Source organism: Streptococcus sp. AS20 (assembly GCF_000524255.1).
GTDB classification, from domain to species: Bacteria; Bacillota; Bacilli; order Lactobacillales; family Streptococcaceae; genus Streptococcus; species Streptococcus constellatus.
Genome location: NZ_JANS01000013.1, coordinates 1 through 17,739, shown reverse-complemented (window position 1 = coordinate 17,739; position 17,739 = coordinate 1). Strand labels below are relative to the sequence as shown.

Below are 17,739 nucleotides of genomic sequence, written 5' to 3'. Positions count from 1 at the left end.
TATATATATAATTTTGAAAATTGTATCGATTAAGACTAAGAACATTTTTATCAAGATTTTACCTATATCATATTGGCAACTACTTACTGCAGTCCATTTCTTAATAAAGATGACAGAATTCAATTCCAAACTGCCTTTAACCAGTCAAATACTTATGCTAGCGCTTACATTCATTGGAATATCATCTGTTGATAAAGTATATGATACCTATAAAAAATTGGAGGAGTAATCTACTTGAAAACCTACTACAAAGCCATTAACTGGAATGCCATCGAAGATGTCATTGACAAATCTACTTGGGAAAAACTAACCGAGCAATTCTGGCTCGACACACGAATCCCTCTTTCCAACGATTTAGATGATTGGAGAAAATTATCAGCTAAAGAAAAAGACCTTGTTGGTAAAGTCTTTGGCGGGCTGACACTTCTTGATACCATGCAATCTCAATCTGGTGTGGAAGCTATTCGAGGAGATATTCGCACGCCTCATGAAGAAGCTGTGCTAAACAATATCCAATTCATGGAGTCTGTTCATGCTAAGTCCTATTCATCTATTTTTTCGACTCTTAACACAAAATCAGAAATTGACGAAATCTTTGAATGGACCAATACCAATCCTTATTTACAAAAGAAAGCTGAGATCATCAATGAGATTTACCTCAATGGAAATGCACTCCAAAAAAAAGTCGCTTCAACTTTCCTTGAAACCTTTCTTTTCTACTCTGGTTTTTTCACACCTCTTTACTATCTTGGGAATAACAAATTAGCCAATGTCGCTGAAATCATCAAATTGATTATCCGTGACGAATCCGTTCACGGTACTTATATCGGCTACAAGTTTCAACTTGGTTTCAACGAATTGTCAGAAGAAGAACAAGAAACATTCCGAGAATGGATGTACGACCTGCTATACACCCTCTACGAAAATGAAGAACTCTATACAAAAACACTCTATGACGCCATAGGATGGACAGATGAAGTTATGACGTTCTTGCGCTACAATGCTAATAAGGCGCTCATGAATCTCGGACAAGATCCACTTTTCCCTGACACAGCTGACGATGTCAATCCGATTATCATGAATGGTATCTCAACTGGAACTTCTAACCACGATTTCTTTTCTCAAGTTGGAAATGGTTATCTTCTTGGTGAAGTTGAAGCCATGCAAGATGACGATTACAATTATGGATTATAAAACACCTGCTCATTAAAATAACATTTGATAACATAAAAACACGAATGAGGTAACACCAGCAAATAGCTGGAACCAAAATTCCATTCGTGTTTTTATTGTAATGATTGCACTATTTTTAGATCACTATTGAAACATCGCAATCAGCATGATTATAGCTGCTGGTGTATTGTTTAAGATATGTACAGCGATTGAATCTTTCAGATTTCCCCGACGTGCAAATGCGGCATAAAGCACTAATCCCATTGCAAAATATAATGGAAATTCTGTCCATTTTGAAATATGAGGAAGTGCAAAAATGATAGATGTTATGAGCGCTGCCACTATTTTTTGATCTTTTTCAAAGAAAAAGATCGTCGCAAAACCGCGAAACACCAGTTCTTCAATTATCGGAGCTATCACTGCAACCGTCATCACATATAACAAAGCAAAAAAGATGTGATCAACTGACATAATTTTTCCTAGATTTTGTAAAGCGTTATCGTTGCTAGTTGTACTTTGCCCTGTTAACAGAATATTTAGATAAGTTCCAACTACTGCTACCACTCTCGCCACTAAAAAGAATAACAAGGCTTTTCCAAAATCTCCCCAAGAAAACGACAGAACTTTGACGTCTTTTGAGATATGTGTTTGGTATCTTCTCCATAAAGTGCGGATAGCAAAAAACACGAGCACAAGGTAGGCTAAAACTAGTAAAATTTCTGTATATATTGGTAGATTTTGTCCTTTTGCTAAGAATAACATAGGAATGCCATTGATGACCATAACTAAAACAATTAATCCCAATAATTTTAAAATTCCAAGTCCTATATGGGCTGTTTTTTTCATTAAAGATTCTCCCTTTCTCACTAGTTATTTTACAGTGTTTACGGCTTATTTAAAATTATTTTTCACCATAGAAAAGTTCATCACATTGACGTATAGTGGATAAATACTACAATTGCAATGGGAAGATATTGAATCTCACGTAAGCTAAGCGAGATGACAAAGATGAAAACGTAAAGTACTGGCAAAATAAACTGATTTAACTGAAAAAGGATTTTAAAGTTCTGCTTATAATACGCTTCTCGTTCTGCTTCATCATAAGTTTTCATAAATATTAAAATGTCTTCAGGAAATGCAAACGTTGGTAGTTTAAAATGCCTAACCTGCTCAATTGTTTTTTAAAGGTAATATTGCCTATATATGACGAAAGACAAGGTTAAATAAGAAAACAAACTGATTCTAAGTGAAAAACTATTTTTAGTGATAGCTAAACTAAGTGAAGTTAGTATATCAAAAATTACCAAAATTGTCATCACATCTAGGGAAATGGTGCCGTATTCCAGATTTTTAAACATCTTCTGGTAAAGTTACTCATTTAACTCATTTTCTTGATTCCGATTGTTTCTGAATTTTCCGACTAGAAGATAGTAAATAAATCATCGTGCAGAATAAAATCAGATTGAGCAAACGAATAATCCATCCTAAAAGTGTACTATTTAAAAAAGTTGGAAAATGGAAAGTTTCGAGTCAGCTATTGGCTACAAAAATTCCCATCAAAACACTGACTATCATCAAATCACTAATTTTCATCCTTTTTTTCATTACTATTCTCCTCTAGATAAACTACATTTTCTACGTTTTCTCCAAAAATATGAGCAATCTTTAAGGCAATAATAACAGATGGAGCATACTCTCCCCGTTCGATTAAACTGACGGTTTGTCGAGAAATTCCTGCTTTTCTGGCTTGTGCTGTTTGATTGAGCCTATCTCTTGCTCGAAGTTCCTTGAGCCGATTTCTCAACTTCATACCATATTCTCCTTTCACAATTTTATTACAACATATATTTGTCATTTTGACAATTATTATTATCAAAATAAATATTATCATTTTCAATTTATAGTATACAGCTATCCAATCCATATAAAAATCCCCCAAAGTTAGTTTGTATCCAACTTTGAAGGAATTCTTCAAGATGATATTGACTTTCTTGCTTCAACTATTCATTATTCTTTTTTGAACGTTTTGCTAAGATAAAGATCACAATTCCTAAAATAACGATCCCTACTAAACCAAGGAAAGTCACTTTTTCACCAGTTGATGGAAGAAAACCACGTTTGTTTTGCTTTGGCGCTTCTTTTACAACTTTATAATTTATTTTGTAAGTAGAGAAGTGAGTTGTTTTAAAGCTAATCGTTTTATCTTTATTGAGAACAAAGTCAAATTTTTCTGCTTGTTTACCATCTTTCATAGCATAAACAGATTCCACCATAGCACCTTGTTTCACTGGTACTGTCACTAATGTGGAGCTAACTTGTGACACTGCTTCACCTTTTGGATTGGTCAAAGTAATATCATAGCTATCTGCATTTTCTTCAATTGTCTTTTTAACTGCTAATTTGAGATTAGCCTTTACTAAATCTGCATTTTGCAAACGAACACCTGTAGCTGTATCCACTAAGGTATCAGAAGTTTCGTTTGGTTTTGGTTTTTCAACATCTGATGAACTAGATGTAGAAGTTTCGTTTGTACTTGACGAAGATTGAGATGTAGACGAAGTTGAAGATGACTCACTTGTACTTGAAGATGGTTCTGTGCTAGAACTTGGCGGCGTTTGCTCATTTTTGATCTTTTCTTCCATTTCAGCTTCTAGAGCTTTCATCTCTTTAAAGACTTTTTCCGCACGTGCCATACTAGCTGCAGTCACTTCTTCTGACGAAGCTCCGCCTGCAGCTGCGTATTGTTCGTCAGCCTTAGCTTGTTCTTCAATCCATTGTGCTTCTAAAGCTTTCCATTTTTCCTGTACACTATTGCCAAATAATTTTTGGTGTTTGGCCGCCATATCGTAAATGTGAGATGCAACCCAATACCACGAATTTTTATCGTACTTCGTTGTATCAACTTGGTAAGCTGAATACGTATTGGTAATATTTCCATAATATGGTAGGTATGGAGCGAAACGAGGACTTCCAACGGAAAGCCACATCGTACCACCACCCATGCTGGCAGGGATATTATCTTTCAATTGGAAAATGTGTGCTTCCATTACGTTTGGGTTGCCAAGCGGATATTTATAGACTGGATCTACTTTTCCACGTTGAGGAATGCCTTTACCGTCTAATTCCATTTGGTCTAGTGGTTTGAATTGCGTTCCTTCAAAACGATTCCGCTGCATCCGCATCACATCTGCAACACTGATTTTCTTATTGCTAGATTGCAACAAATCAAAATATTTATCATCATAATTGACTGGTGCGTCTGGATTCAAAGCCTTAATACCTGCCCAAGCACGCGAACGATCTGCCTCTGACATTGGTGGATTATAAGATTGGGAAATATGGAATTTACCATCAATCTCCTTGTAAGAATTAGCATCACGCGCTACTTTTTCCACATTTTCTGAAGCAATGACATTTTCCTTGTCATTAAAATCAACACTTCCTAAGAAGAAAGTATTAGGGAAAACACTATATTTATCATCGGGATATTTAATGGCAACATATTGGTGGCCAGAGAGGATTTCCATGTACCAAACACCCGTTTTATCCGCAATCGTCACGATATTGCCTTCAGCAGCACCTTGCTTTTTGACAATCTCCGCGATGAGTTCCACGCCTTCACGAGCCGTTTTTACATGTGGTAAAACGACTGTAGTCATAATAGACTCTGCTAAGCCTTTTTCAACATAAGGATCAACTTTTTGAATAGCTTTATTTGCTTTTGCAGAAACAGTGGCTGATATAGATACTCCATGTTCATTGAAGCCTACTTCGTCAAAAATACCTTCTTTTGGCGTGACGTCTGAAACCGAAGTGTATTTATAACTCCGAGCAGGTAACTGCCATTCAAAACCATTGGCTTCATCAATCAGCTTTGCACCTGCTTTATTGTCCTTAGCTGGATGGACTTTATAGACTTTATTATGATGAGGCTCCAAATCCTCTGTACGACCATACAAAGTCGAACCATCTGCTGTCAAGTTCTTCCCAACAATAAAACCTGTACAAGCTTCAACTGCTTGGAAAGGAAAGAGAATGAGAGCAGATAATAAAATTGTTAAACGAAAAATCAATTTTTTCATATATTTCTCCTTTTATCATTGCATGTTGAATACATCAACTTTTTATAAATAAGAGCAATGCACACTCTTATCACCTTTTTAAAACCGTATACCTTAAATTTAGTATACTATTTTAAATCTATTTTAGCAAGCGCTTTCATGTATAATTTATGTATTGATTGTTCTTTTTGTCCTAACATTTACAATAAAAAACCAGGAAATCATTCCTGGGTACATTGTTCATATTGTGAGATTTTTTGCAGTATTTTTTGGTAATCACTTGCTTCTAAATGATAAGTTAACTCCTCTGGGCTGTAGAAATTTTTTCTCAAAAAGAAATCGCTCGGTAATTCTAATCCCAAAGTATCCAAAACAGTCTGAGAAAATGTTGTATAGGCAAATCCAATAGCTGTGATAACATTCTTATCTTTTACAACTGGCTGATGGAGCATATTTTCTTTTTCCAAAAAAGAAAAATAGTCTACCAACTCCATATATAAACCGCCTGTATAATATCGATTTCTCAATAAACCAGCTTTTCCCAAAAACATAGGTGACGAAGAAATGGCAGCTACTATTGTTCGCTTGATATCTACATTTTTCAAAAAAGAAATGAGTCTAGAATCATAAAGACTAACAAAAGGCTCCTGTGTACCTGGCAATATGATACAATCATACACTACACCTTGAACTTCTTTAAAAGTAAAATCCGGAATAACTTGCAATCCTTCTTCACTTGTATAAATTTTCTTTTCTGAAGCAAGATAGTCCAAAGACTACCCAAAAGAAAGACAAAGCGTTGATGTCAAAGTTATGATTTCCTGCAATGAGCACGCTGGATACAACAAAACTGCTATTTTCATAGAGGCTCCTTTTAGAAACATAGATCAGATGTTTGATAAACTTACTTTGCCAACAGATATACAAATTCCATTTCATTCTGTACGATTGCTGCTATCCAGATAGGTGTATAGTTATCATCCTCCATAAGAGATTTTATTTTCTATGCTTTTCAGGATCCCAAACAAAGCTTGCGATAAAACTAAAAATAAATGTCAACAAGCCAACAACAAGGGATAGTAAGAGGGCAATCAAACGTGGCAATAGCAATAATATATTCGGACTTTTTTTCACTTCAAGAGCTGCTACTTCTGCATCTAAACGATCAAATGCTGTCTGAATACGACGGGCGACTTCTTCTAGGCCTTCATCATTCATCTTTTTGATGTCTGAAATATCAATCGGCTGGCCAAAATCCATGTCCACACGCTCACCTTTTGCTAAACCTTTCAGGCTCATCGGTCCGACATAAACGGCCGGAAGAATCCGTACCTTTGCCATTTTGGCAATCAAAGCTACTCCTCCTTTAACATCCTTAGAATGACGGCTGCCACTTGGAAACATAATCAACGAGCGGTTGCTTGATTTCAGCATTTTTACAGGGTATTTGATAGCGGATGCTCCAGGATTTTCACGGTCAATCGGAAAAGCACCACACATCCGAATCCACCAACCAAAAACGCGATTCGTGAATAATTCTTTTTTTGCCATAAAAATAAATTGCTTGGGTCTTGTAGCGAAAGCCATATAAACAGGATCCCACCAGGTACGGTGCGGTGCTACCAAAATATAATTTTCCTCTTGGTCAGGAATATTCTCCAGATGATGTAAATGAGCATTACCATTTATAGCCCATAAAATCAACATCACTAATCCTCTTAAATATCTGTAGAACATAACCTCTCCCTTCTTATTTCTTCCATTATACCTTATCCAATTCTTGCTCGCAAACTTTTTTCGTCATAAAAGTGTCGCAGCCGAATGGATTCTATTAGAAATTTTACTAAAAAAATGGTATGATTATCCTCATGAACATGAAAGAATTTACGGGATTAACCCACCAACAAGTCCAAGAAAAAATTGCTCAAGGACTTACCAATGATTTTACAGCCAATACGAGTACCAGCACCTGGCAAATCATCAAGCGCAATGTTTTTACGCTATTTAATGCACTAAATTTTGCAATTGCCCTGGCGCTTGTTGCTGTGCAAGCATGGAGCAACTTGGTTTTCTTTGCTGTTATCTGCTTCAATGCCCTCTCTGGTATCGTGACAGAATTGCGAGCTAAACACATGGTCGACAAACTGAATCTTTTAAACAAAGAAAAGATAACGGTCATTCGCGATGGTAAATCTAGTCAAATCAATCCAGAAGACTTAGTCTTGGATGACTGTATTCAACTGGCTACGGGGGAGCAGATTCCAAGTGACGCAACTGTTTTAGACGGTTTTGCAGAAGTGAACGAAGCCATGTTGACAGGTGAAAGTGACCTTGTTCAAAAGGAGATTGGGGAGCAATTGCTCTCAGGAAGTTTTCTTGCCAGCGGGCGTGTTATTGCCAAAATCACTCATGTAGGCTCTGATAATTATGCTTCTAAACTGATGCTAGAGGCTAAGACTGTCAAACCAATCAATTCTCGTATCATGAAATCCATGGACAGGATTGCAGGTTTTACAGGAAAAATCATTATCCCTTTCGGAATTGCGCTCTTTCTAGAAGCTCTCTTTGTAAAACATTTACCTGTCAAAGACTCAGTTGTCAATACCTCAACGGCTCTTCTGGGAATGCTACCAAAAGGAATTGCTCTTTTAACGATTACTTCTCTTTTAACAGCTGTCATCAAGCTGGGCTTACGAAAAGTCCTCGTACAAGAAATGTACTCCGTTGAAACATTGGCTCGTGTTGATATGCTCTGTCTTGATAAGACAGGCACCATTACACAAGGGAAAATGCACGTTGAAACCTTCAGCCCACTCACAGAAGATTTTTCAGAACAAGCAATCTCTGACATTCTGAGTGCTTATATCACTGCAAGCGATGACAATAATCCAACTGCCCAAGCCATTCGCAAGCAATTTATCACTCCGACTGACTATCAAACAAGTAATATGATTCCATTTTCGAGTGACCGTAAATGGGGAGCTATGGAAATGTCGAACTTAGGTACTGTCTTTCTCGGTGCGCCTGAAATGCTCTTTCATGAAGAAATTGAGCTAGCACAGGAAGCTCAAAAGCGTGGTTCGCGTGTGCTCGCTTTAGCTATTAGTCCTGAACGCATTGACCATAAACACATTCACTTACCAAGTAGCATTCAACCCATTGCCATTTTAGAAATCACAGATCCGATTCGTGACGGAGCAGCTGATACTTTGGAATACTTACGCTCACAAGAAGTGGGCTTAAAAATCATCTCAGGTGACAATCCAATTACTGTATCAAACATTGCTGCAAAAGCTGGTTTTTCAAATTACCAAAGTTATGTTGACTGTTCAAAAGTAACGGATCAAGAATTGATTGAGTTGACAGAAAAGACAGCTATCTTTGGCCGCGTTTCTCCTCATCAAAAGAAACTTATCATTCAAACCCTGAAAAAAGCAGGGCATACCACAGCAATGACTGGTGACGGAGTCAATGATATTCTAGCCTTACGGGAAGCAGACTGCTCCATTGCCATGGCTGAAGGGGATCCTGCAACACGACAAGTTGCCAATCTGGTGTTGCTTAATTCTGATTTTAACGATGTACCTGAAATTCTCTTTGAAGGACGCCGCGTCGTTAATAATATCGCCCGCATTGCACCAATTTTCCTCATTAAAACAACTTATTCGTTCATTTTGACAATCATTTGTATTTCCAGTATCTTACTGGGTCGAGCAGAATGGCTCTTAGTCTTTCCATTTATCCCCATTCAAATCACCTTGATCGACCAATTTGTTGAAGGTTTGCCGCCCTTTGTCCTCACCTTTGAGCGGAATATCAAACCTGTTGAACAAGATTTCCTTAAAAAAGCAATTTTCAAGGCGCTACCTAGCGGACTAATGGTCGTCTTTAGTGTTTTATTTGTCAACGTTTTCGGTGGATTGCATGGTTGGTCACAACTAGAAATCTCAACTTTGCTTTATTATTTATTAGGCTCTATCGGATTTCTATCTGTTGTCCGAGCCTGCCTTCCGCTCAATCTCTGGCGGATTCTACTTATCCTCTGGTCGCTCATTGGCTTCTTCGGAACAGCCATTATCCTGCAAAAGTACATTGAAATCACTACCTTAACCAGCAACAGTTTGCCAATCTATTTCATTCTGATGCTCCTCTTTACAATTACTTTTATTGTTGTGACACACAGACAGAATGAACGGGAACAGAATTTGTAAAATTTAACCTATAGCAGTAAGAAAAACCGTACATTTTTGTCTTACTGCTTATTTTTATTGCTTCTTTTCCTCTACATCATGATATAATAAGGGTATATGGCAGAAATTCTTTTAAAAGACGGTGAGCGAATCAATCAGCTCTTTTCTACTGACGTCAAAATTATCCAAAATCGAGAGGTCTTTAGCTATTCAGTAGATAGCGTGCTCCTCTCCCGCTTTCCAAACTTACCTAAGCGTGGTCTTATCGTGGATCTCTGTGCCGGAAATGGTGCTGTTGGACTTTTTGCAAGCACGCGCACGCAAGCCCAAATCATTGCTGTTGAGATTCAAGAACGTCTTGCAGATATGGCCCAGCGCTCTATTGAGCTAAATAATCTAACCAGCCAAATGCAGGTCATTCAAGATGATTTGAAATATCTCACCAGATATATCAGTGGTAGCAAAGTAGACATGATCCTCTGCAATCCACCTTATTTTAAAGTAGATGAACATTCTAATCTTAATGCAAGCCGACATTATTTGCTTGCACGTCATGAAATTGCGACAAATTTGGAAGAAATCTGTCAAATTTCTCAACGGGTTTTAAAATCAAACGGACGTTTAACAATGGTCCATCGTCCTGAACGCTTCCTTGATATTATTGAGACCATGACAGCTCACAATTTAGCTCCGAAACGCATTCAGTTTGTTTACCCAAAGGCAAATCGAAAAGCCAATATGCTTCTCATTGAAGCTATCAAAGACGGCTCTCGCGACGGACTAAAAATTCTGCCACCACTTTTCATTCACAATCAAGATGGCAGTTATACTCCAGAAATTCACGAAATTTATTATGGAAAATAAAGCCTTTATGTATGTCCTTGAATGTGCTGACGGTTCTCTCTACACAGGTTACACGACCGATATCAAAAAACGACTTCATATACACAATGCTGGAAAGGGTGCCAAATACACACGTGCACGATTACCCGTTACGCTTTTGTACCAAGAAGAATTCCCTGATAAACCTTCTGCCATGTCAGCTGAAGCCCTCTTTAAAAGAAAAACACGACAACAAAAATTAGAATATATTGCAGATAAGAAAAAGTAGAAAGTTTTATTGCTTTCTACTTTTTTGCAATGATTTACTTAATACTTTGCTTAGAGAGAACAGCAACAAATACACTTAGAAAAACAACGCCAATACCAGCTAGATATGACATGCTAGTAACGATACTTGGTAATAGTTCATTGGATTTAGCTAATTTTTCGTCGCTTGTAGTAGGCAAAGTTTCTTTGGTTTTAGTTATTTGAGAGGTCTCTTCGTTTTTATTAGACAAATCAGAATCTGTCAATCCAGCATGAGAGTTTCCTCCTTTTTGTTCTTTGTTATCAGAATTTTCCTTTATTTTTTTACCATCTTCATGCTGAACAGTAGAAGAAGACTGGTTTTCTAGTGGTACAAGTGCTTGAATGGCAGTCTGTAAAGCTTCGCTTTCTGCATTAACTTCTGCTTGTGTTGTATCATTTTTTTGTAAAACAGCCTGCGCCTCTTCTACTTGAACTTTCAATTTAGCAAGCGAATCTTTTGTATAATGTGTACCTTTTGTCAATTTTTCTTTTGCAGCAGAAATTGCTGTTGCCAAATCTGTTTTATCCACATCTTCTTTGGTTAAAAGCAAATCGTCAATCGTCCCCCAAGAACCTTTATTTGCTTTCACAGTCACTCCCAATGTCACCTCTGTCTCTTTTGTCAATGTAAAGCTCAATTTCTTACTTTGTTTTTAAAAAATTATACAAAATGATAATAATGTTTAATTTTGAACTCTTTCATTTCATATTTGAAAAAGCTCACTTCTGTGCAATCCCATTTGGAATAATGACTTCTTGAAGAAGTTTCTCTTCTTCCTTGATACGATTATATAAAACAAAAGCATAAAAAGGAAACAAGACACAAAATGAAAGAAGCGCATGGCAAAGCAGTGCTAAACCAATCAACTCTGGAATGATATTCAAGAAATAATTTGGATGTTTGACATAGCGGAAAAGCCAATGATCAACAAATTTATGATTCTTAACCAGCATCAATTTTACAGTCCAAATGTCACCTAAGAGCTGTGTCACAACATAAAGCATGAACATGGAAAATACTAATAGTCCTAGCCCCACGCTACTGAGCGCATCAAAACGAACCTGACGTATTGTGGCTTCAACAAAGCAAGAAAGATAAAATAAAATATGAAGAATAGTGATGTACTTGGTATTTTGTACCCCAAATTCTTGACCGCCATTTGCTAGTATCGCTTTCTCATTTTTAATAGATATTTTCAAAAATACCAATCGAAATACAAATACAGCTAAAACAATGAGTCCTGATAAAGTCATACGACCTCCTTATAAAAACAAAATTAACTTCATTATATAAAGAGAAGATTCTATGAGTCAATACTTTTAAAAAATATCATACAGATTTTAGAAAATCTTTACATAAATCATACTTTCAAAGCAGGACAATAGAAAAGTGACAGCTCTATTGAACTGTCACTCAATATAAAAACAACTTAGTTAACGAATTTCTCGTGTTTGCACTATTTTTTTGCACCAGCAAGCACTCTTTTTAGGATAACGCTCTTGAGTTTCAAAGTCAACATAGAAAAGATCATAGCGTTTTTCATAACCGTTGGACCGAGAAAATACATCCATCAGCAACCATAAGAAGTAGCCTTTTACATTGACGCCGTCCGCAATAGCATCAGCTAAAACTTCCAAATGTTTCTTAACATAGTCAATCCGAGCATCATCATAAACCATATTATCTACAAACTCATCTTTATAGCCTAAACCATTTTCTGTGATGTAAATTTTCTTATAATTGGATAATCTTTAACAATACGCATAATCATATCATAAAGACCTTTAGGGTAATTAGCCAATCCCAATCTATTCTTGGAATATCCACATCTAATTTATACTCGTCAATACCTTTTAATGCATAAATAGACATTCCTTTTTCTCCTTCTCCATTTAAATTAAGGGGATTATATACCTGTTTACACAACTACAAAGTATAGTTGCCAAATTTACAAAAATCTTATTTTAAGATACTATATATTGTGATTAGTGTAAAGTGCTATATAGTTCCCTAAAAATTTACAAACTTGTTAGTTTCATTTCCTGAATAATCCTTTTCACATCTTCTAGCCCTACTTTAGGAGTCCATTGCAAACAATTAGCTGTCGCATAAGCACAGGCACGAATAACGGCTTCTCTATCAACTAGTCCTTTATTTTCTAATGAATAACAGATACTACCTAAGAAGAAATCACCTGAAGCAATTGGATTTTTAACTTGAATTTTTGGAAAAGTGAGCTGAAAAATATCATCTTGCAAACGCGCAACAACTCCCTTTTCTCCCATTGTTACAATGAAATATGGAATTTCAGCGTATTCTTTGAGAAGATTCACTGCTTCTTCTGCCGATTCAACTGATCGCCCTGTTAATTCTGCTAATTCTTCATCGTTAATTTTTACAACTTTAGGCTTAGCTGGAAGAGTTGCTTCCAAAGCTGCACCACTAGTATCTACTACTAAATTCACATTTTCTGGCAAAAGACGACCAATTTGCGCGATATAATCATCCGGCATCCCTTTCATCAAAGAACCAGAAAAAACAACACTATCACCAGATTGAACGTGGCTTAGAAGCTTTGTCGTAAAATGTTCTAACAATTCCTCACTCAGCTCAAATCCTGCTTCGTACACAAGGTAGTTTTTTCCTGATTCTGTATCAACCATAATCGTGCACGTACGTGTATTCTTATCAACTTCTGTCACAACTAATGGAATTTGATTTTCTTTATTTAGTTGCTGAAGATATTCCCCCATTTTGCCGCCTAGCATTGTGTGAATACAAAAATTCACTTGCTCTTCGCCTTTCTCGCAATTCAAAACATAAGCAACATTAAAACTTTTTCCGCCAGCATTTTCGTGCACTTGAATTGGTCGATTGACCACATTTTCTTTAAAATGGCTAAGTAAAACAGTCCGATCCAAAGCTGGATTGGGACAAACCAAATGAATCATCTTTTTTCCTTTCTTTTTCACATAAAAGCCAGACTATTTCAAAAGGAATAGCCTAGCTTATTGTTATTTTATTTTGCATTTGCAGCGTATTCTTCATTTCGCTTAATCATTTGCTTTTTATACCAAGCAAAAATTCCGATATAGAATGCTAAGAAAAGAAGCACTCCAATAATCGCTTTAACATCACCTGTTGTCGCATTTCCAATTGTCCAGCCGAATAGCTTTTCAATCGGTCCTTCAAGAGTAGAGTGAGTAATTAATTGTGTGCTTGCTACACCTTTAGGGAACGCATCTACACCCTTCGCTAAATCAGTAACAAATGGTGCAATAAGGGTTCCTGAAAGAAGGAACAATGGAAGCAGTAAGGTTCCAAAAACAATCATCCGAATCAATTTACCGCGTGTGACAACCAGAAGAGCTGGCGTGACTCCCATAGCGATAATTCCTGCCAACGGTAAAATTCCATTTCCAACTTTTGATAAAAGAATAGCTTCAACGAGCATGATTGGAGCCAGTACATTAGCACATGCCCAAATTTCAGCGCGACCAGCGATAAATGGCCAGTCAAGACCAATGTTGAATTTACGACCCTGCAAACGTTTCGTTGCAACATTTGTAATACCTTGCGACAGTGGTTCTACGGCTGCGATAAACCAAGAACCAATCAATGAGAACAATTCCAAGCAGACACCAGCAGTCAAACCAAGCGATAACCAACTTTTGATAACCAATTCCCATGATTTAGCTTCTTCTACACCTGCAACTGGATGCGGTGTTCCCATCACTCCAATAACAATACCGAGAATAAAACCGATGAAAAATTTAGAACCCCAGAAACCGATTTTCTTATTGAGCTTTGCAGCGTCAAAGTCATATTTATCAAGCCATGGAAAAAATTTATCAAAAATTTTATCCAACACCATAATAACTGGATTCATCATATAATTCATGTGAGTTGAAGTCATCGGCGAAGAACTTGGTGCATTGAGCAAGTCGTCAAATGTTGGTTTCATCAAGTCTGAATTGATGATTTTCATCACTCCGACTAGCACAACCGCTAAGGTGGCAACAAAGAGAGAAACACCCTGACTCACACCGTTATTATCAGCATACCATTTAATCAACAGACCAGTAATTGACAAATGCCAAATGTCAAAAATATCAACATCTAGAGTATTTGTTTTCTTGGTAACTAACATAACTACATTTACAATGAGCATGATGAGCAAGAAATAAAGTGTCCAAGCCGAACCCCAAGTAATCGTTGCCAAAGGCGCCCATCCAACATCTGTAATGTTCAATTTAATCCCTGTATTTTCAACAAATTTTGTCAATGAAGCAGAGAAAGCACCGTTCAACATTCCGATGATGGCTCCAATACCAGTAAGAGCAATAGCCAATTTAATACCGCCTTCAAGTGCTTTTGAAAATTTTACTCCAAAAAGCAAAACCAAAGCAGTCAAAACAATCAGCATAATAATTGGTGCACCCATATCTAGTATGGGTTTAAAAAATTTATTAGCTAAGTCAATAATGACATTCATAAATAAATCCTCCCGATCATATTTTATTGAATTGTATTTTTTATTTTATTAAGCTCTATATAAAGAATTTAGTGCAAACCATGCTCTTTGATAGCTGCCTCAATATTGTCATAGACAGGCGCGCTCATAGCTGGAATCCGAAACAAGATAGGCCCTGCTTCAATAACAGGAATTCCTGGTTCAAAGCCTAAATCTGTCGCTGCTATCGGCGTGAAAATATCATAACCTTTTATCAAGTCTTCATTGACATCTTTGACCATGACAGCGTCACATTGGACATCATAACCACGATTAGAAAGTTCTTCTTCAAGAGCACTTTTGATTTGATGGCTAGAATTTACCCCCGCTCCACAGGCTGCTAAAATTTTAATCATTTTAAAATCCTCCGTTTTTTATTTTTAATAGTTTAATCCTTGATTGTTTCTGATAAATAATGAAATATTTTTTCAGAATTGTTTAATTGTGATAGCGCATACAATTTTCCATCTGCTGTAAAGAAATCCATTAGCTGCGCTAAAATATTGGTCTGGCTCGCATTAGAATTATTGATAATAAAGAATAAGAGCGAAACCTCCACTTCTTTTGTAGGAGCAATCATATTATGAAAAATGACTGATTGTTCTAACCGTACCACTACTACTTTTTCTGCCAAATTGTGTGCTATATCCGTATGTGGAATAGCTACATTAGGTAAACCTTTTCCCAAAAATTCCATGTCAAGTCCTGTCGGAAATGACTTTTCTCGCTCAATCAAAGCCTTTTTATAAGAAGAGGTCACAATCTTCCTTTTTTCAAGAAGATCCGCAACTTGGCTAAAAAGATGCTCTTTATTGTCAGCTTGCAGACAAAAGACTAAATCTTTATCAAAAAAATGATTAAGTCCCATCTTATCTTCTCCTTCTGTTTGTTTGTGCTATTTTGTTTATAAAATCATTATATAATTATTTGAAAGCGTTGTCAATAGTTTATTGTGTTTTGTTTTGTTGTTTTATATTTGACATTGTTTGTTTTAAACGTTATAATATTGTTGCAAAATAAAAAAGGAGGTATAAACATGAAAGTTATACTAGGGACAGACCTTGATGGTTTTGAGTTAAAAAATAAAGTGAAAACTCATTTGCTTCAGCTCGGTTATGAGATAAAAGACCTTAATGAGCAAGAAGGGGCTGTTGATTTTATAGATTCAACAGTTGCCCTTGTAGAAGAATTACGAAAAGATGATACTACTCGTGGTATTTTGTTTGACCGTTTTGCTGTCGGCTCTTACATGGTCGCAAATAAGCATAGAGGTATTATCTGTGCTGCTGTTTCAGATGAACATTCGGCCATGATGACAATTCGTCACAATTCTACTCGTATCATCACTCTCGGATCTGCAATTCTTGGTGAAGAATTAGCCAATGCCTGCGTGGATGCGTATTTAACTGCAGATTATGATGCGGGTCGTCACCAAGTACGGATTGATATGTTAAATAAATTGTGCTAGGAGGGAAATGCTATGAAAATTGCACTTGGTTGTGATCACATTGTCACAGATACAAAAATGAAAATCTCTGAACACCTAAAAGAGCTTGGACATGAAGTCATTGATGTCGGTACCTATGACTTTCACCGTACTCATTATCCCATCTTTGGTCGCCTAATCGCAGAAAATGTCGTTTCCGGAAATGCCGATCTTGGAATTGCTCTTTGTGGAACCGGTGTCGGAATTTCTGCTTCTGCCGACAAAGTTCCTGGTACACGTGTTGCCCTCGTTGGAGATGTCTTAACAGCACGATATGCCAAAAAAGAGCTTAATGCCAATATCATTGCTTTCGGAGGACGCATTCTGGGACAAAATCTCATTAACAATATTGTTGATGTCTTTCTAGAAACCAAATACGAACCAACAAAAACTAATCAAAAATTAATTGAAAAAATTGACAAGGTCATTGAAGTAAACCCTGAAATTGCAAAAAATAATCATATCTTTGACGAAGAAAATGCCAAATGGGATCGCGGCGAATACCATGATTGATAAAAAACATATAAAAACAAGCTTAGATATATGGTACTAGCTCCATAAAATGAGACATAAGAAAACCACTTCTGTTGAAATCTAGGAAACTAGAAACAGGAGTGTTTTATTATGCTCAAAAAAGCCTATTCAGTGGAAACTAAGTTAGCCTGTATCGAAATGAAGAAAGCAGGTAACTCTAACAAGGTCATTAAGAAGACGTTGGGATTGAATGATGGTCAGATTTATACATGGATGAGATGGCATAAGAACGAAGAGCTCCACCGTTTCCATCCACCTGTTGGTAAGCAAGATTCCTACGGTAAAGGTCTGGAGGAGCTATCTGAAGTAGAACAACTACGATTACAGGTGCAACTCTTAAAAAAGTATCGGAGCTTGGTCAGGCAATCGCAGAGGGTCAGCGGTTCAGTCCTGTTTCGGCGTCAAACGCTCAACTTTCTACCGTTGGAAAGCAAGAGGCGAAAAACTTGAGAAGAGAGACGAGGTTGTAGAGAAAATCGAGCAACTCTGTATGGAACATCATTTTATCTACGGCTATCGTACTATTACACGACTACTTAAATCCATGGACTAATCGTTAATCGCAAGAAAGTCTATCGAATTATGAAGGAGAATAGTTGGCTCTGTCGTGCACGTCCTAAGAAGGTGCCAAATATAGGTCAGCCTTACTA

General features: G+C 36.8%; 19 protein-coding genes and 2 pseudogenes. 8 read left to right on the top strand and 13 right to left on the bottom strand.

Features of this window, described 5'->3' with window-relative positions:
- Nucleotides 1-234 precede the first annotated feature (234 nt).
- Nucleotides 235-1,194: a class 1b ribonucleoside-diphosphate reductase subunit beta gene (nrdF, locus tag HMPREF1514_RS07860; protein ID WP_006269622.1), complete on the top strand. Its 960-nt coding sequence runs from the start codon at nucleotides 235-237 to the stop codon at nucleotides 1,192-1,194.
- A gap of 123 nt (nucleotides 1,195-1,317) precedes the next feature.
- On the opposite strand, the gene HMPREF1514_RS07855 is transcribed toward nrdF, so the two are convergent.
- The 6 genes and pseudogenes from HMPREF1514_RS07855 to HMPREF1514_RS07830 all read right to left on the bottom strand — a co-directional run bounded on the left by HMPREF1514_RS07855 (nucleotide 1,318) and on the right by HMPREF1514_RS07830 (nucleotide 6,971).
- The gene (locus HMPREF1514_RS07855) at nucleotides 1,318-2,019 is read right to left on the bottom strand and encodes a CPBP family intramembrane glutamic endopeptidase (RefSeq protein ID WP_037598542.1); all 702 of its coding nucleotides are present in this window, start codon (nucleotides 2,017-2,019) and stop codon (nucleotides 1,318-1,320) included.
- Between the two features lie 80 nt (nucleotides 2,020-2,099).
- On the bottom strand, nucleotides 2,100-2,285 hold the full coding sequence (locus tag HMPREF1514_RS09705; RefSeq protein WP_006269611.1) for a DUF3169 family protein: 186 nt from the start codon (nucleotides 2,283-2,285) through the stop codon (nucleotides 2,100-2,102).
- 470 nt (nucleotides 2,286-2,755) lie between these two features.
- Nucleotides 2,756-2,983, bottom strand: a complete 228-nt coding sequence (locus HMPREF1514_RS07845) for a helix-turn-helix transcriptional regulator (RefSeq protein ID WP_037598540.1) — start codon at nucleotides 2,981-2,983, stop codon at nucleotides 2,756-2,758.
- A 190-nt stretch (nucleotides 2,984-3,173) separates the two neighbouring features.
- Nucleotides 3,174-5,255, bottom strand: a complete 2,082-nt coding sequence (locus tag HMPREF1514_RS07840) for a C69 family dipeptidase (RefSeq protein ID WP_037598538.1) — start codon at nucleotides 5,253-5,255, stop codon at nucleotides 3,174-3,176.
- 200 nt (nucleotides 5,256-5,455) lie between these two features.
- Nucleotides 5,456-6,097, bottom strand: a pseudogene (locus HMPREF1514_RS07835) (DJ-1/PfpI family protein).
- 133 nt (nucleotides 6,098-6,230) lie between these two features.
- Nucleotides 6,231-6,971: a lysophospholipid acyltransferase family protein gene (locus tag HMPREF1514_RS07830; protein ID WP_037598537.1), complete on the bottom strand. Its 741-nt coding sequence runs from the start codon at nucleotides 6,969-6,971 to the stop codon at nucleotides 6,231-6,233.
- Nucleotides 6,972-7,090: 119 nt separating this feature from the next.
- Here HMPREF1514_RS07830 and HMPREF1514_RS07825 point away from each other — a divergent pair, with 119 nt between their 5' ends.
- From HMPREF1514_RS07825 to HMPREF1514_RS07815, 3 genes are all read left to right on the top strand, one after another.
- Nucleotides 7,091-9,445: a cation-translocating P-type ATPase gene (locus HMPREF1514_RS07825; RefSeq protein ID WP_037598535.1), complete on the top strand. Its 2,355-nt coding sequence runs from the start codon at nucleotides 7,091-7,093 to the stop codon at nucleotides 9,443-9,445.
- Nucleotides 9,446-9,541: 96 nt separating this feature from the next.
- Nucleotides 9,542-10,288, top strand: coding sequence for a tRNA1(Val) (adenine(37)-N6)-methyltransferase (locus HMPREF1514_RS07820; RefSeq protein WP_006268464.1), 747 nt, complete (start codon nucleotides 9,542-9,544; stop codon nucleotides 10,286-10,288).
- Nucleotides 10,278-10,535, top strand: coding sequence for a GIY-YIG nuclease family protein (locus HMPREF1514_RS07815; protein ID WP_003068423.1), 258 nt, complete (start codon nucleotides 10,278-10,280; stop codon nucleotides 10,533-10,535). The genes HMPREF1514_RS07820 and HMPREF1514_RS07815 overlap by 11 nt, the downstream gene beginning before the upstream one ends.
- Nucleotides 10,536-10,569: 34 nt before the next feature.
- Here HMPREF1514_RS07815 and HMPREF1514_RS07810 read toward each other — a convergent pair whose 3' ends face one another.
- From HMPREF1514_RS07810 to HMPREF1514_RS07775, 7 genes and pseudogenes are all read right to left on the bottom strand, one after another.
- Nucleotides 10,570-11,163: a hypothetical protein gene (locus HMPREF1514_RS07810; RefSeq protein ID WP_232216488.1), complete on the bottom strand. Its 594-nt coding sequence runs from the start codon at nucleotides 11,161-11,163 to the stop codon at nucleotides 10,570-10,572.
- Nucleotides 11,164-11,275: 112 nt separating this feature from the next.
- A complete protein-coding gene (locus HMPREF1514_RS07805) occupies nucleotides 11,276-11,809 on the bottom strand; it encodes an isoprenylcysteine carboxyl methyltransferase family protein (protein ID WP_037598530.1) in 534 nt (177 codons plus the stop codon).
- Between the two features lie 180 nt (nucleotides 11,810-11,989).
- Nucleotides 11,990-12,449: pseudogene (locus HMPREF1514_RS09305) on the bottom strand (family 1 glycosylhydrolase); the annotation flags it as partial.
- 125 nt (nucleotides 12,450-12,574) lie between these two features.
- On the bottom strand, nucleotides 12,575-13,507 hold the full coding sequence (locus HMPREF1514_RS07790; protein ID WP_037598526.1) for a 1-phosphofructokinase family hexose kinase: 933 nt from the start codon (nucleotides 13,505-13,507) through the stop codon (nucleotides 12,575-12,577).
- A 68-nt stretch (nucleotides 13,508-13,575) separates the two neighbouring features.
- A complete protein-coding gene (locus HMPREF1514_RS07785; RefSeq protein ID WP_037598522.1) occupies nucleotides 13,576-15,051 on the bottom strand; it encodes a PTS galactitol transporter subunit IIC in 1,476 nt (491 codons plus the stop codon).
- Nucleotides 15,052-15,119: 68 nt separating this feature from the next.
- A complete protein-coding gene (locus HMPREF1514_RS07780) occupies nucleotides 15,120-15,425 on the bottom strand; it encodes a PTS sugar transporter subunit IIB (protein WP_037598519.1) in 306 nt (101 codons plus the stop codon).
- A gap of 32 nt (nucleotides 15,426-15,457) precedes the next feature.
- Nucleotides 15,458-15,937 carry a PTS sugar transporter subunit IIA gene (locus HMPREF1514_RS07775; RefSeq protein WP_006269673.1) on the bottom strand — a complete coding sequence of 160 codons (480 nt, stop codon included), beginning with the start codon at nucleotides 15,935-15,937 and terminating at the stop codon, nucleotides 15,458-15,460.
- Between the two features lie 168 nt (nucleotides 15,938-16,105).
- Between HMPREF1514_RS07775 and lacA the strand changes: the two genes are divergently transcribed.
- The 4 genes from lacA to HMPREF1514_RS09825 form a co-directional block, all read left to right on the top strand.
- On the top strand, nucleotides 16,106-16,537 hold the full coding sequence (gene lacA / locus HMPREF1514_RS07770) for a galactose-6-phosphate isomerase subunit LacA (RefSeq protein WP_037598516.1): 432 nt from the start codon (nucleotides 16,106-16,108) through the stop codon (nucleotides 16,535-16,537).
- A 12-nt stretch (nucleotides 16,538-16,549) separates the two neighbouring features.
- Nucleotides 16,550-17,068, top strand: a complete 519-nt coding sequence (lacB, locus tag HMPREF1514_RS07765) for a galactose-6-phosphate isomerase subunit LacB (protein WP_006269641.1) — start codon at nucleotides 16,550-16,552, stop codon at nucleotides 17,066-17,068.
- A gap of 132 nt (nucleotides 17,069-17,200) precedes the next feature.
- Nucleotides 17,201-17,539 (top strand): hypothetical protein, encoded by a 339-nt coding sequence (locus tag HMPREF1514_RS09590; RefSeq protein WP_198014310.1) that lies wholly within the window; start codon nucleotides 17,201-17,203, stop codon nucleotides 17,537-17,539.
- A 132-nt stretch (nucleotides 17,540-17,671) separates the two neighbouring features.
- Nucleotides 17,672-17,739, top strand: a 68-nt coding sequence (locus tag HMPREF1514_RS09825; protein ID WP_443030964.1) for a hypothetical protein, incomplete at its 3' end; no start/stop codon positions are given.

What these genes read in the sequence shown, in the direction of transcription:
- lacA (WP_037598516.1), top strand. Translation starts at nt 16,106, where the DNA reads ATGAAAGTTATACTAGGGACAGACCTTGATGGTTTTGAGTTAAAAAAT.
- HMPREF1514_RS07855 (WP_037598542.1), bottom strand. Translation starts at nt 2,019, where the DNA reads ATGAAAAAAACAGCCCATATAGGACTTGGAATTTTAAAATTATTGGGA.
- HMPREF1514_RS07830 (WP_037598537.1), bottom strand. Translation starts at nt 6,971, where the DNA reads ATGTTCTACAGATATTTAAGAGGATTAGTGATGTTGATTTTATGGGCT.
- HMPREF1514_RS07820 (WP_006268464.1), top strand. Translation starts at nt 9,542, where the DNA reads ATGGCAGAAATTCTTTTAAAAGACGGTGAGCGAATCAATCAGCTCTTT.
- lacB (WP_006269641.1), top strand. Translation starts at nt 16,550, where the DNA reads ATGAAAATTGCACTTGGTTGTGATCACATTGTCACAGATACAAAAATG.
- HMPREF1514_RS07775 (WP_006269673.1), bottom strand. Translation starts at nt 15,937, where the DNA reads ATGGGACTTAATCATTTTTTTGATAAAGATTTAGTCTTTTGTCTGCAA.
- HMPREF1514_RS07780 (WP_037598519.1), bottom strand. Translation starts at nt 15,425, where the DNA reads ATGATTAAAATTTTAGCAGCCTGTGGAGCGGGGGTAAATTCTAGCCAT.
- HMPREF1514_RS07785 (WP_037598522.1), bottom strand. Translation starts at nt 15,051, where the DNA reads ATGAATGTCATTATTGACTTAGCTAATAAATTTTTTAAACCCATACTA.
- HMPREF1514_RS07790 (WP_037598526.1), bottom strand. Translation starts at nt 13,507, where the DNA reads ATGATTCATTTGGTTTGTCCCAATCCAGCTTTGGATCGGACTGTTTTA.
- HMPREF1514_RS07805 (WP_037598530.1), bottom strand. Translation starts at nt 11,809, where the DNA reads ATGACTTTATCAGGACTCATTGTTTTAGCTGTATTTGTATTTCGATTG.
- HMPREF1514_RS07825 (WP_037598535.1), top strand. Translation starts at nt 7,091, where the DNA reads ATGATTATCCTCATGAACATGAAAGAATTTACGGGATTAACCCACCAA.
- HMPREF1514_RS09705 (WP_006269611.1), bottom strand. Translation starts at nt 2,285, where the DNA reads ATGAAAACTTATGATGAAGCAGAACGAGAAGCGTATTATAAGCAGAAC.
- HMPREF1514_RS07815 (WP_003068423.1), top strand. Translation starts at nt 10,278, where the DNA reads ATGGAAAATAAAGCCTTTATGTATGTCCTTGAATGTGCTGACGGTTCT.
- HMPREF1514_RS07840 (WP_037598538.1), bottom strand. Translation starts at nt 5,255, where the DNA reads ATGAAAAAATTGATTTTTCGTTTAACAATTTTATTATCTGCTCTCATT.
- HMPREF1514_RS07845 (WP_037598540.1), bottom strand. Translation starts at nt 2,983, where the DNA reads ATGAAGTTGAGAAATCGGCTCAAGGAACTTCGAGCAAGAGATAGGCTC.